General features: G+C 39.9%; 13 protein-coding genes. 12 read left to right on the top strand and 1 reads right to left on the bottom strand.

Features of this window, described 5'->3' with window-relative positions; genetic code table 11:
• Nucleotides 1-51 precede the first annotated feature (51 nt).
• The 12 genes from NPA36_RS02620 to rpiA all read left to right on the top strand — a co-directional run bounded on the left by NPA36_RS02620 (nt 52) and on the right by rpiA (nt 12,572).
• Nucleotides 52-1,764, top strand: coding sequence for an ABC transporter ATP-binding protein (locus tag NPA36_RS02620; protein WP_256944551.1), 1,713 nt, complete (start codon nt 52-54; stop codon nt 1,762-1,764).
• Entirely contained in the window at nt 1,761-2,591 is an 831-nt protein-coding gene (locus NPA36_RS02615; RefSeq protein ID WP_256944550.1) for an energy-coupling factor transporter transmembrane component T family protein, read from the top strand. The genes NPA36_RS02620 and NPA36_RS02615 overlap by 4 nt, the downstream gene beginning before the upstream one ends.
• Before the next feature lie 33 nt (nt 2,592-2,624).
• Entirely contained in the window at nt 2,625-2,894 is a 270-nt protein-coding gene (locus NPA36_RS02610; RefSeq protein WP_256944549.1) for an ACT domain-containing protein, read from the top strand.
• Nucleotides 2,895-2,906: 12 nt separating this feature from the next.
• Nucleotides 2,907-4,265 (top strand): PFL family protein, encoded by a 1,359-nt coding sequence (locus NPA36_RS02605; RefSeq protein WP_256944548.1) that lies wholly within the window; start codon nt 2,907-2,909, stop codon nt 4,263-4,265.
• Nucleotides 4,266-4,275: 10 nt separating this feature from the next.
• Nucleotides 4,276-4,470: a helix-hairpin-helix domain-containing protein gene (locus NPA36_RS02600; RefSeq protein WP_256944547.1), complete on the top strand. Its 195-nt coding sequence runs from the start codon at nt 4,276-4,278 to the stop codon at nt 4,468-4,470.
• A 183-nt stretch (nt 4,471-4,653) separates the two neighbouring features.
• The gene (gene nrdI / locus NPA36_RS02595) at nt 4,654-5,019 is read left to right on the top strand and encodes a class Ib ribonucleoside-diphosphate reductase assembly flavoprotein NrdI (RefSeq protein ID WP_256944546.1); all 366 of its coding nucleotides are present in this window, start codon (nt 4,654-4,656) and stop codon (nt 5,017-5,019) included.
• Entirely contained in the window at nt 5,012-7,189 is a 2,178-nt protein-coding gene (gene nrdE, locus NPA36_RS02590) for a class 1b ribonucleoside-diphosphate reductase subunit alpha (RefSeq protein WP_256944545.1), read from the top strand. The genes nrdI and nrdE overlap by 8 nt, the downstream gene beginning before the upstream one ends.
• A 275-nt stretch (nt 7,190-7,464) precedes the next feature.
• Nucleotides 7,465-8,427 carry a class 1b ribonucleoside-diphosphate reductase subunit beta gene (gene nrdF, locus NPA36_RS02585; RefSeq protein WP_256944544.1) on the top strand — a complete coding sequence of 321 codons (963 nt, stop codon included), beginning with the start codon at nt 7,465-7,467 and terminating at the stop codon, nt 8,425-8,427.
• Between the two features lie 427 nt (nt 8,428-8,854).
• The gene (locus tag NPA36_RS02580; protein ID WP_256944543.1) at nt 8,855-9,718 is read left to right on the top strand and encodes a MetQ/NlpA family ABC transporter substrate-binding protein; all 864 of its coding nucleotides are present in this window, start codon (nt 8,855-8,857) and stop codon (nt 9,716-9,718) included.
• Between the two features lie 133 nt (nt 9,719-9,851).
• A complete protein-coding gene (locus NPA36_RS02575) occupies nt 9,852-10,880 on the top strand; it encodes a methionine ABC transporter ATP-binding protein (protein ID WP_256944542.1) in 1,029 nt (342 codons plus the stop codon).
• On the top strand, nt 10,870-11,574 hold the full coding sequence (locus NPA36_RS02570) for a methionine ABC transporter permease (protein WP_256944541.1): 705 nt from the start codon (nt 10,870-10,872) through the stop codon (nt 11,572-11,574). Before NPA36_RS02575 ends, NPA36_RS02570 begins: the two co-directional genes overlap by 11 nt.
• Before the next feature lie 329 nt (nt 11,575-11,903).
• Nucleotides 11,904-12,572: a ribose-5-phosphate isomerase RpiA gene (rpiA, locus tag NPA36_RS02565; protein ID WP_256944540.1), complete on the top strand. Its 669-nt coding sequence runs from the start codon at nt 11,904-11,906 to the stop codon at nt 12,570-12,572.
• 1,227 nt (nt 12,573-13,799) lie between these two features.
• Here the strand turns inward: rpiA and NPA36_RS02560 are convergent.
• The gene (locus tag NPA36_RS02560) at nt 13,800-13,997 is read right to left on the bottom strand and encodes a hypothetical protein (RefSeq protein WP_256944539.1); all 198 of its coding nucleotides are present in this window, start codon (nt 13,995-13,997) and stop codon (nt 13,800-13,802) included.
• Nucleotides 13,998-14,002: the final 5 nt, after the last annotated feature.

Here is a 14,002-nt window from a genome sequence, read left to right as displayed (position 1 = left end):
TATCTTTTTAGGGTATTCTTTCTTTTTTATACTAAATCTAGGAGGGAGATAATGGATAAGGCTCCTATTATTACATTTGATGATTTTTCATTTCGGTATACGTCACAAGCCGAACCTACGTTAAAAAATATTTCTCTCTCCATCTACCCCGGGGAGAAAGTCTTGATTCTGGGACCAAGTGGCTCAGGGAAGTCTACTTTTGCTCATGCCATTAATGGACTTATTCCCCATGCTTATCCAGGTGAAATTAGCGGAAGTGTTGTGGTTGATGGCAAACAGGTGGAAAGTTCTTCTATTTTTGAACTATCTTATTCTACTGGAACGGTTTTACAAGATACGGATCACCAGTTTGTAGGCTTATCTGTGGCAGAAGACCTAGCTTTTTCCATGGAAAATGGACAGATAGCTCTGCCAGAAATGCAAAGCAGAGTCCATAAATGGGCTGAAAAAGTACATGTACAAGACCATTTAACAGCTTCACCCTACCATTTATCTGGAGGGCAAAAACAGCGAGTGTCAATGGGGGGAGTTTTAATTGATGAGGGCAGTATTCTCTTGTTTGATGAACCCTTAGCCAATCTAGACCCTCGTTCTGGGCAAGAATCAATAGAATTAATTGATGACTTGCATCGCCAAACCAAAGCAACAGTTTTAATTATTGAACACCGTTTAGAAGATGTGCTTGTTGCACCAGTTGATCGGGTTTTAGTCTTCTCTGAAGGACGTGTGATTGCTGATAGCAAACCGGAAGAATTATTGCGTGATGGTTTGCTGCCTGACTTAGGGATTCGCCAACCTCTTTATATCTCTGCTATGGAATATGCAGGTGTTGATTTGGAAAGTGTTGAACATTTGGACAGTTTAAAAAAAGTGGGTGGACCTTATCTAAAAGAGCAAATGCAGGCATGGCAATCAACTTTACCCCAAGTAAGACAAGGGCATTTTATTGAACCACTCTTAGAGATAGAGGACCTAAACTTTTCCTACAGCAAAACAGGCAAGCAAATCTTAAAAGATATCCCTCTAACCCTTCATAAGGGAGAGATGATAAGTATCGTCGGGCAAAATGGTGCCGGTAAATCCACTCTTTCTAAAGTTATCTGTGGCTTTGAAAAAGAAAACAGTGGTCATCTGATATGGGAAGGACAAGACTTTTCCAAGCTTTCTATTAAAGAAAGGGCTGATCATATCGGCTATGTCATGCAAAACCCTAATGAAATGATTACTCAGCACCTAATCTTTGATGAGATTGCTCTAGGCTTGCGTTATCGAGGTGTCCCAGAACAAGAAATCGAAGAACGTGTTCATGCCATTTTAAAAATCTGTGGGCTTTATCCGTTTCGCACTTGGCCAATTAAGGCACTGAGTTATGGGCAGAAAAAACGGGTGACCATTGCTTCTATCCTCGTTTTAAATCCACAAATTATTATCCTGGACGAACCAACTGCTGGGCAGGATTTTGCTCATTACCGTGAAATGATGGAGTTTCTGAAGCGAATCAATGAAAGTGGCATTACCGTTGTGATGATTACGCACGATATGCATCTCATGTTGGAGTATACCAATCGAACGTTAGTCATGACGGATGGGCAAATTATTGCAGATACTAGTCCAGTTAAGGTACTGACAAATCTGTCCTTGATTGAGCAAGCATCTCTAAAAGTAACCAGTCTCTTTGAATTTGCCCAAAGACTTGGCTTGAGTGATCCAGTTGAATTTACTGAAAAATTTATTGCTTTTGATCGTGAGGTGAACCGTTCATGAGCCAACACGTCTTAGGATATGTGGAAAAAGATACACCCATTCATAGACTCCATGCGACTTGCAAACTAATCTATTTTTTAGTCATAACGACAGTGGTTATGCTGACCTATGACACGAGATTATTGTTAGCCATTACTATCTCTTCTCTTTTTATTTTGTATTTAGCAGATATTCATTATAGAGAGATTTCCTTTATTTTGAAATTCATTGCCTTTTTTACCTTACTAAACTTAATCGCCGTTTATATTTTTGAGCCTGAGTATGGTGTTGCCTTATACGGTAGCCGCTGGGTTATCGCTGAGGGGTGGGGGCGTTACAGTATCACTTGGCAGCAAATTTTTTATGAGAGCAATCTACTCTTGAAATATTTGGCTACGGTGCCGATTGCGATTGTTTTTATTATGACAACCAACCCAAGTCAATTTGCTTCTAGTCTGAATCATATTGGTTTGTCCTATCGAATTTCTTATTCTGTTGCCTTGACCTTGCGTTATATTCCTGACATTCAGTCCCAATTTCGAACAATTCGACAAGCTCAAGAAGCAAGAGGACTTGATCTGTCTCGAAAAGCTAAATTAAAGGATCGGATAATGGGAACAGTGGGCTTAATTATGCCGCTAGTTCTAACTAGTCTGGAAAACATAGATACCATTAGTCATGCTATGGAGTTGCGGCGCTTTGGACAAGGTAAGAAACGAACTTGGTATGTTCAAGCACCCTTTAAGCGGGTGGATGTTGGGATCTTGGTTCTTGCGGGGGCTTGGATTCTGGCTTTAATCCTTTGTTATGTGGCCAATCAAGGTCGCTTTTATAATCCTTTTATGTAAAAAATTTAAAATGAAGAATGAGGAGTGGAAAACATGCGTGCAATTATATCAGTAACTGGTAAGAACCATCCGGGAATTGTAGCGGCTGTCTCAACGGCGCTTAGTGACTTGAATGTGGATATTATGGACATTTCCCAAACCATCATGGAAGACTTTTTTACGATGATTTTGTTAGGAAATCTGGCTACTTCTGAGCAACCTTTGGGTAAGATTATTGAGGTTATGAATGAAGTTGGTGTAAAGCAAGCTGTCACCATTCGTGTACAATCAGAAGAAATTTTTGCTGCAATGCATACCCTATAGAGGAGGTTGGTCATGGAGAGAACGGAGAATATATTAGAAACGATCAAGATGATTGCCGAAGAAAATTTAGACATTCGTACCATTACCATGGGGATTTCACTCTTGGACTGCATTGATGCCGATGGAGAAAAGGCACGTAAGAAGATTTATGAAAAAATTACAACTAAGGCCAAGGATTTAGTGGCGGTTGCTCAAGAGATTGAAGAACGATTGGGGATCCCTATCGTCAATAAGCGGGTTACTGTGACACCAATTTCTGTCGTTGCAGGCGCGTCAAACGATGAGGACTATGTCGCTTATGCTGAAACCTTAGATAGAGCTGCTGAAGTTCTAGGGATTGATTTTATCGGTGGCTTTTCTGCTTTAGTGGAAAAGGGCTATACCAAAGGGGATGAGCGACTGATTGCGTCCATTCCACAAGCCTTGAGCCAAACCAATAAGGTCTGTGCTTCAGTCAATGTCGGTTCTACCAAGGCTGGACTTAATATGGATGCTGTTGCCCAAATGGGACGAGTTATCCGTCAAACAGCAGAACTAACAGCTGACTCACATGGTTTCGGTTGTGCAAAATTGGTTGTCTTTGCCAATGCGGTTAGCGATAACCCATTTATGGCAGGTGGTTTCCATGGCGTTGAAGAAGCTGACTGTGTGATCCATGTTGGGATTAGTGGCCCAGGTGTCGTCAAACGAGCGCTGGAAAAAGTTAAGGGTCAACCATTTGATGTTGTTGCAGAAACTATTAAAAAATCAGCCTTCAAGATTACTAGAATGGGGCAATTGGTTGGAAATTTGGCCTCTGAAAGGTTAGGGGTGCCATTTGGTATTGTGGATCTAGCCTTGGCACCGACTCCAGCAGTGGGGGATTCTGTTGCTTATATTCTGCAAGAAATTGGTTTAGAACGAGTGGGTGGTCATGGAACTACTGCTGCCTTGGCAGTTCTCAATGATGCAGTCAAAAAAGGTGGGCTTATGGCCTGTAGCCATGTGGGTGGACTTTCTGGTTCATTTATTCCTGTATCGGAAGATATTGGTATGATTGAGGCTGTTAATGAGGGAACGATCACGATTGACAAACTGGAGGCCATGACGGCGATTTGTTCAGTTGGTCTGGATATGGTGGCTGTGCCCGGTCAAACTTCTGCCAATCAAATTGCAGGAATGATTGCTGATGAATCGGCTATCGGTATCATGAACCACAAAACGACGGCTGTCAGAATTATTCCAGCAATCGGACTGGATGTCGGCGATACGGTAGAATTTGGTGGACTACTAGGAAGAGCTCCTATTATAGCTGTCAGCAATGTCGACAATCATTGGTTAGTGGAACGTGGCGGTAGAATTCCGGCACCTTTGCATTCTTTCAAAAACTAAGGAGCAGTCAATGAAAGATAATAATAGCACCCAAGAATTTTTATCCATCTTATCAAAGCCGGCCAGAAGAGCCTTCGAGGCAAATGGCATTACATCACTAGAGATTTTAGAAAAGTGGACAAAAAAAGAAATTGCAGCTCTTCATGGAGTGGGGCCAAAAACCTTTCGCATGCTGGAAGAAAAAGGAATTTTTGTTAAAGATTAATGACTGTTACAAAAATTACGAATAATTGAATAGGCAAATCATCAACGATATCTTGTGCTCGAAATAATAATTGAGCACAAGATATTGATTTTTTTTGTATTTTTTTCAGATGGATAGATTGAATAAACCATTCTGGATTGTTATAATAGTCGGAGTGGTAAATGAAAAGGAGTGTTAGCATTCATGAAAGTTGTTTATATGTCATTAACAGGCCAAACAAGAAAGTTTGTCAAAAAATTAGGGATGGATGCCTTAGAAATTGTCCCAGACAATGCCTTTCAATCCATTCAAGAGCCATATATTATTATTGCTCCAACCTATGACATAGAAGCTACTGAAATCTTGAATGATTTCATTGAGACAGCTGAAAACAAAAGTTGGTTAAGGGGGGTAGCAGGCGGAGGAAATCGTAATTTTAATACCCTTTTCTGCTTCACAGCTAAAGACCTAGCTCAAGATTATCAAGTCCCTTTGTTACACTGCTTTGAGTTCCAAGGAACTGACCAAGATGTCAATAAATTAAAGGAAAAGGTGAGAGAAATTGGATAGCCCAAAATTAGTCAATAAAGTCCAAGATGTAACATACTTTGAGTTAAATAATGAGTTGAACCGTCCCGTAGATGGTAAAATACCTTTGCATAAAGACCGTGAAGCTGTTCGCGCTTTTTTCTTAGAACACGTCAATCCCAATACGGTGTTTTTTTATACCCTAGATGAAAAACTAGACTACCTCATCGAGCATGATTTTATTGAAGAAGAATTTCTTGCAAAATACAATCGTGAATTCGTTAAAGATTTGATGCAAACAACTTATAAGAAAAAATTCCGTTTTCGTTCTTTTATGTCTGCCTTCAAATTCTACAAACAGTACGCTCTTAAAACCAATGATGGCCAGCGCTATTTAGAACGTTTTGAGGATCGTATCGTTTTTAACGCTCTATTTTTAGCAGATGGCGATGAGCAATTAGCCAGAGATTTGGCAGAAGAAATGATTCATCAGCGCTACCAACCGGCAACACCAACCTTCCTTAATGCAGGTAGAAAACGTCGTGGTGAATTGGTTTCCTGCTTCCTTATCCAAACAACTGATGATATGAACAGTATTGGTAGAACCATTAACTCAGCTCTCCAATTATCCCGTATCGGTGGCGGAGTGGGCGTTAGCTTGTCCAATATCCGTGCAGCCGGTGACCCAATCAAAAAGATTGAGAATGCCTCAAGTGGAGTTGTTCCAATCATGAAATTATTGGAAGATAGTTTCAGTTACTCTAACCAATTGGGGCAACGGAACGGAGCGGGAGCGGTCTACTTAAATGTTTTCCACCCAGATATTGTGTCTTTCTTGTCTACCAAAAAAGAAAATGCCGATGAAAAAATTCGGGTTAAAACATTGTCACTTGGCTTAGTAGTGCCGGATAAGTTCTACCATTTGATTAAAAATGATGACATGATGTACTTATTCAGTCCATACGATGTAGAACGAATCTATGGGGTGCCTTTCTCCTATGTGGATATCACTAAAGAATATGACAACATGGTCAACAATTCAGAAATCCGTAAATCAAAAATCCGAGCTCGTGACCTTGAAAATGAAATCAGTAAATTGCAACAAGAATCTGGCTATCCATACATTATTAATATCGACACAGCCAACCGCTCCAACCCAATCGATGGCAAGATTATCATGAGTAATCTATGTTCAGAAATCCTGCAAGTCCAAGAACCATCCCTTATTAACAATGCCCAAGAATACGAAGTGTTAGGAACTGACATCTCTTGTAATTTAGGCTCAACCAATATTGTTAATTTGATGAAATCACCTGATTTTGAGCGCTCTGTAGATGTGGCGGTTCGAGCGTTGACTTTTGTAACCGACCATTCCAGTATTGATGCTGTCCCAACCATTAAAAACGGGAATGCTAAGGCACACACTATTGGTTTAGGCGCTATGGGCTTGCATACCTTCTTTGCCCTCAACCAAATGGAATACGGTTCAGAGGAATCCATTGAAGTGACGGATTTGTATTTCCGTATGTTAAACTTCTACACCTTAAAATCAAGCAATAAGATTGCCAAAGAACGTGGTTTCAGCTTTGAAGGCTTTGAAAAATCAACCTATTACAGTGGTGAATATTTTGATACCTACATCGAAGAAGATTTCTCTATCATATCAGATAAGGTAGCCGCTATTTTTGCAGACCTACCTGTTCCAACAGCACAAGACTGGGCTGATTTGAAAGAGGCGGTTCGACAAGGTGGGCTTTACCACCAAAATCGTATGGCAATTGCCCCAACCGGCTCCATTTCCTATGTCAATGAAACCTCAGCGAGCTTGCACCCAATCACTCGTTTGATTGAAGAACGCCAAGAAAAGAAAACAGGTAAAACCTATTACCCAGCACCGTTCTTGTCGAATGAAACCTTGCCTTTTTACAAATCAGCTTACGATATTGATATGAGAAAAGTCATTGACGTGTATGCTGCGGCACAAAAACACATCGACCAAGGAATGAGCTTGACCCTCTTCATGCGTTCAGAAATCCCACAAGGCCTCTACGAATGGAAAAACGGACGCACAGACAAACTAACCACCCGTGACCTCAACATCCTACGCAACTACGCATGGAACAAAGGCATAAAATCCATCTACTACGTAAGAACCTTTACAGAAAACAACGAAGAAATAGGAAGCAACGCATGCGAATCATGCTCGATATAAAGAACAGAGCGTGAGGAGTAGCGCTTAGGGCTGTAGAAATTTAGGAAATTCCACGGAAGCCTTGAAAAGGCTGTAGGGAATTTATCTAATTTCATAAGCCCTGCAACTCCGAACGCGTTTAGAAAAGAGCGTGAGAGACGGCGTCTAGGGGTGACAGAAATTTAGGGAATTTTACTGAAGCCTTGCAAAGGCTGTAGAAGATTCATCTAAGACCGAACCCTGACACCTCGAACGCATCTCAGCACCACACAAATCAGCCCGAAAGGAGCACACCAATGACAAGCAATAATTACATCGCCATAAACTGGAACAGTATCGAAGACATGATTGACAAACTAACATGGGAAAAACTAACCGAACAATTTTGGCTAGACACACGGATTCCTCTGTCAAATGACCTAGACGATTGGAGAACCCTATCCGCCGTTGAACAAGATATGATTGGTAAAGTATTCGGAGGCCTAACCTTATTAGATACTCTTCAATCTCAAGATGGGGTTGAAGTCATTCGCGGGGACATTCGTAGCCAACATGAGGAAGCTGTCTTGAATAATATCCAGTTTATGGAATCTGTTCATGCTAAGAGTTACTCATCTATCTTTAGCACTTTAAACACCAAATCAGAAATTGAGGAAATCTTTGCTTGGACCAACTCCAACGAGCTCCTACAAAACAAGGCCAAGAAAATTAATGATATTTATGCTAATGGAACAGGCTTACAACGCAAAGCTGCTAGTGTAATGTTAGAATCTTTCCTTTTCTACTCAGGATTTTACGCACCCTTATGGTATCTAGGCAATAACAAATTAGCCAATGTCGCTGAAATTATTAAATTAATCTTACGTGACGAATCAGTTCACGGTACCTATATTGGCTACAAATTCCAAATTGGCTACAATCAATTGCCAGAAGACCAAAAAGAAGAGTTGAAAAACTGGGTTTTCCAAACCATTTATGAGCTTTATATGAATGAATCTAAGTTCACACAAGAAATCTATGACAAATTAGGCTGGACGGAAAAAGTGAAAGTCTTCATCCGTTACAATGCCAACAAGGCACTGCAAAATCTAGGTTTCGACCCCTTATTCCCAGATACAGCTGATGATGTGGACCCAATCGTTATGAACGGCATTTCGACTGGAACCAGCAATCATGATTTCTTCTCGCAAGTAGGAAATGGCTACCTCTTAGGGGCTGTTGAAGCCATGGAAGACCAAGATTATACCCAGTGGCTTTGATGAAAATGAAAGTTTCTGAATAAAATATTAAAAAATAATGAAATTTTAGTTGACAAATGTTTCAGAAGACTTTATGATAAGCCTAATCAAATAAACAGCGATGAAATGATAAGTAAACGAACGTGGATTGAACAAGAGAGCTCGGTTGGTGGGAAAGAGCACATGAAACCCGTTGAAAATGGTCAAGGAGCTCAGTAGTGATTAAGCTGCTGCGATTTGTACACGATAAGGTACAAAAGTATCTCACCATTCTATAGGAATGTGACGTACTTTCTGAGCATTGAATTGTGAAATTCATTGAAACTAGAGTGGTAACGCGAAGTCTTCGTCTCTAGCCTGAAAAGGCATGGGACGAAGGCTTTTTTTGTACAGTTTAGTCTCGTTTACCTCATCAAAACCATCGCATAAAAAAAGGAGAGAATGACACATGAATATCAAAAAAATAGTTAAATCATCGTTATTAGGATTAGCAGCAATCGCATTGGTGGCTTGTAACTCAAACACAGCCTCAGAGTCTTCAACCAGTGGTGCTGCAGGCGAATCATCCAGTAAAACAACAGAAACGATTACCGTTGTCGCTTCACCAGCACCCCATGCTGAAATTTTAGAAGCAGCAAAACCAATTTTGAAAGAACAAGGCTATGATTTACAAATCAATATCGTTAATGACTATGTAACGCCTAACCAAATCGTTGCTGCTGGAGACGCTGATGCCAACTATTTCCAACACACTCCATATCTTGATAAATTCAACCAAGAACATAACTTAGACTTGGTTTCAGTAGGAAATGTGCATATCGAACCAATGGCCATCTACTCTAAAAAGTATAAATCACTAGAAGAATTACCAGAAAATGCTGTTGTCTACGCATCTACCAATCCAGCAGAAGTTGGTCGTTTCTTAGGATTCTTTGTGAAAGTTGGCTTGATTACCTTGAAAGATGGCGTTGACCCAGTTCAAGCACAATTAACAGATATCGCTGAAAACAAGAAAAATATTCAAATCAAACCTGAAATTGCTCCAGAATTCTTAGTTCAAACCTACAACAATGATGAAGGTGACGCAGTTATCATCAACTCTAACTTTGCTATCGATGCAAAACTATCTCCAATCAGTGATTCCATCGCTTTGGAAGATTCAAAATCTCCATATGCAAACTTGGTTGCTGTGAAACCAGAAAACAAAGATGAAGCCAAAATCAAAGCCTTAATCGAAGTGCTTCATAGTGATGCCATCAAAACATTTATCAAAGACACTTACAAAGATGGTTCTGTAATTCCTGCAGAATAATCAGACAGACGTTAGACTAGAGAGCAAACGAGTAGGGTGATGAGCTTGCCTCAACCTACTCGTTTTTATCCTTTGATTACTGAATGGTCAAGCAGAATATGGTATAGTATTAGCAACGAAAGGAGGAGAATCCATGATTCAAATCGAAAATGTATCAAAAATTTACCAAACCAAACAAGGCATCGTTAAGGCGGTCGACCAAGTTTCCCTAACCATCGACAAAGGGGAAATCTATGGAATTATCGGTTTTTCAGGAGCTGGAAAAAGTACGTTTATCCGTCTCTTAAATGGTTTAGAAAGTGTCACTTCTGGTACCATTGCCATAGACGACCAAGTTATTACCTCCTTAAAACGTAAGGAACTCCTAAAAGCTCGTAAAAAAATCTCAATGATTTTCCAACATTTTAACCTCTTATGGTCTCGGACTGTTGAGGAAAATATTGCCTTTCCACTAGAAGTGGCTGGTGTAGCCAAAGAGGCTCGTCAAAAAAGAGTGGCTGAGCTAGTCCAACTGGTCGGCTTAAATGGTAGAGAGAAATCTTATCCCGCTCAATTATCTGGTGGGCAAAAGCAACGGGTAGGGATTGCAAGAGCATTGGCAAATGACCCAGATGTCCTGCTCTGCGATGAAGCAACTTCGGCACTAGACCCAAAAACAACAGAGGACATACTCAACCTCTTGTTGGATATCAATAAGAAATTAGGCTTAACCATTGTCATGATTACTCATGAAATGCATGTTGTCAGCAAAGTGTGTCATAAGGTTGCTGTTATGGAAGAGGGAAAAATTGTGGAGTCTGGTGAAGTTATTGACGTTTTCCGTAATCCTCAAAAAGAAATTACCAAGCAATTTGTAGGAGAAGACCGTGATGATCAAGACCTAAGTCAAGTCTTCGAGAAATTAGAAACCGTGCTAGAGACAGGTACTTTGGCACGTATTCAGTACTTTGGTGATGCGACAGCCCAAGGAACCTTAGCGGATACCATTCGCAAATTCGATGTCGGAATTTCCATTTTGCAAGGGAAAGTGAATGTGACGCAAGAAGGTCCAATTGGGAATTTGATTGTCTTTATTGAGGAAAATCCTGATAAGAGCCAAATTATCTTGGATGATTTAGCCAAGAGAGGCGTTAGTGTGGAGGTGTTGAAGCATGTCAACTAGTTCAGAATTTTTGGAACTACTGCAAAAGACGTTTTCTTTTGAGAATGTTGATTGGTCTGAAGTTCTCAAAGCGACCAATGAAACCCTCTATATGACTTTTGTATCGACTTTCTATGTTTTCATTCTAGGACTAATTCTGGGATTGTTTTTCTACTTAACCGATGATGGAAAAGCCTTAGCCAATAAGGTTGTTCACACACTTTTATCCATCTTTATCAACATCTTCCGCTCCATTCCATTTATCATCTTGATTGCTTTGTTGATACCATTTACCAAGAGTTTGATGGGGACAATGTTAGGTCCTCGTGGCGCTATTCCGACTTTGGTGATTAGTGCGGCGCCGTTCTATGCTAGGTTGGTTTCGATTGCTTTGACTGAGATTCCGACTGGGGTTGTTGAGGCGGCTGAGTCCATGGGGGCAAGCACCTTTCAAGTTATCCGTAAAGTTTTGATTCCAGAAGCGTTGCCGGCACTTATTTCGGGGATTACTGTGACGGCTATTGCCTTGATTGGGTCGACCGCGGTTGCTGGGGTTATCGGTGCTGGTGGTCTAGGGAACCTAGCTTATCTGATTGGGTTCACCAGAAACCGTCAAGATATCGTCTTGGTAGCCACTATCGCTATTCTAATTTTAGTCTTTATTATTCAATTCGTAGGCGACTTCCTGACCAAGTTGGTTGATAAACGCTCGTAAATGGGTTTATATATGAAAAAGTTTATCGAGAAATAAATTTGCTTTTAAATCATAAAATAGTTTCCCTGAAATCTATCAGAAATGGGAACGGTGGCACTGCCGTGAGCCGAGGTCTCACTGGCTTAGCTGTCTACGTGGCTGTAATCGGCTGAAGCCGAAACATCTACTGTGCGTCAGCTATGCTATACACCGTTATTTCGGATAGATTTCAGGGGAACTATTTTATTTGGGTATCATTTGGACTTTTCGCCCAGCCCCAAGGAGATAAAATCAACATGGAAAACCATTTCAAAAAATGATACACTTAGGTTATCGAAGGAGGATGGGTCATGAATCAAAAGCAAATGGTTGGAGAAAAAGCAGCAGAATTTGTTGAAGATGGGATGATAGTAGGCTTAGGGACGGGTTCCACGGCTTACTACTTTGTAGAAGCAGTAGGTAGAATGGTGGCTGAGGGCATGAAAATTGTCGGTGTTACCACCTCTAATGCGACTAAACTACAAGCAGAAAAACTTGGTATTCCTTTAAAAAGTGTAGATGAAGTAGACCATATTGACTTAACGGTTGATGGTGCAGACGAAGTTGCCCCAGATTTTTCTGGTATAAAAGGTGGCGGTGGAGCTCTTCTGTTTGAAAAAATCGTTGCTGAGAGATCTAATATGGTCATTTGGATTGTCGATGAATCAAAACTTGTTGATAAGTTAGGGGCATTTCCACTACCTGTCGAGGTTGTTACTTATGGTGCTGACCGACTTTTTGAAGATTTCCAAGAGTTTGACTATGAGCCAAGTTTCAGGTTAAACGATGATGGTAGCCGCTATCTAACTGATGGAGGGCACTATATCATTGATCTCCACATTTTTCCTATTGAGGATCCGGTCATTTTTGGACGCCAGCTGAAACTCCTAACAGGGGTGGTTGAGCACGGTCTTTTCACCAATCTAACCTCAAAAGTCTTGCTGGCCAGTCCACAAGGTGTCAAAGAATTACTTGCCTAAAGCATAGGTTAATAAAAAGCTTGGTTTGACTAAGCAGTAACTCTATTTTAATATTTATATAACAGAGTCTCCAGATAAGAGACAGAAATTATGGTGTCAAGCATAGCTGACCACTTGGATTTCTGACAAATTTATCTGGAGACTTGATTTTATTAAGCATCAAAGACCATTTTCCCACTTTTACTTCTTTTGTTTTAGTGATCATAGAGGTAGTTTGACTTTAATTGCCTATTTTGTATACAATTATGAGAAAATGTATTATTTCTGACCTACTAACGAGGAATAAACCACTTTTATTCCTCGTTAGAGGTCAATTATTAGACGGTTTTCTCATAAATCAGAGGTATTTGGCTATTTTTAGGTAAAATATAACCTATTAGCAAGCCAATTATGAGAAAATGTACTTTTTTGGCCTTCTAACGAGGAATAAACCACTTTTATTCCTCGCTAGAGGTCAATTATTAGACGGTTTTCTCATAAATCAGAGGTATTTGGCTATTTTTAGGCAAAATATAACCCGTTAGCAAGCCAATTATGAGAAAATGTATTATTTCTGTCCTTCTAACGAGGAATAAACCACTTTTATTCCTCGTTAGAGGGCATAATTTAGTCAGTTTTCTCATAATCCATTACTTTATGAGCCCTACTTTAAATCTCTGTTATATTTCTGATGGATTATGAGAAAAAGAATCCATATTAGATCATTTACTGGGAGTAGGGCATCTCTATTCCCAGTAAATGACTAGTTTTCGGCTCTTTTTCTCATAATCGTTCCTTTATTAGGCCTTTTAAAGACCAACCCCCTCCAAAAGGAAACGTATTATGAGAAAATCAATCTATTTATTGATATTTACTGGGACTAGATTAGGTCTACTCCCAGTAAATCAACGAATTCATCTTACTTTTCTCATAATACATAATAGAAATTGATTTTATTACTAGTAAAGCTGGATTATAGTATCGATTATGAGAAAAAGAATTCATATTAGCACATTTACTGGGAGTAGAGCATTTCTATTCCCAGTAAATAACTAGTTTTCAGCTCTTTTTCTCATAATTGCCTAAAAAGCTCACTTTTATAGCGGCAGAAATAGACTAGGTAAAGCTCAATTTTATTACAAGACAAAAGAGTTTACGAGACTTTTCTCGCAAACTCTTATGTGCTTTAACATATATTCTTTACGGACTTCTTGCCCAGTCTCAGACATAGTCACAGCAGTATTTTCATCATTTAACAAAAAGGTAATGAATAATACGTAGGATGTAGGACAGGAGTCCGATAACAAATAGAACACCGACCAGTGTGTGAAAAACCACCCCAACTTGAGACGTATTGACCCAGTTTTGCAGGAAGGCCAGCTGACTAAAGAGAATATAATAGATAAGACTGGCCCAGAAAAATAATGAAAATAAGCGACGTAACATGATAT

The sequence above is a fragment of the Granulicatella seriolae genome (assembly GCF_024543085.1).
GTDB lineage: Bacteria > Bacillota > Bacilli > Lactobacillales > Aerococcaceae > Granulicatella > Granulicatella seriolae.
Note: the sequence above shows the minus strand (reverse complement) of the source record. Positions and strands in the feature narration are given on the sequence as shown.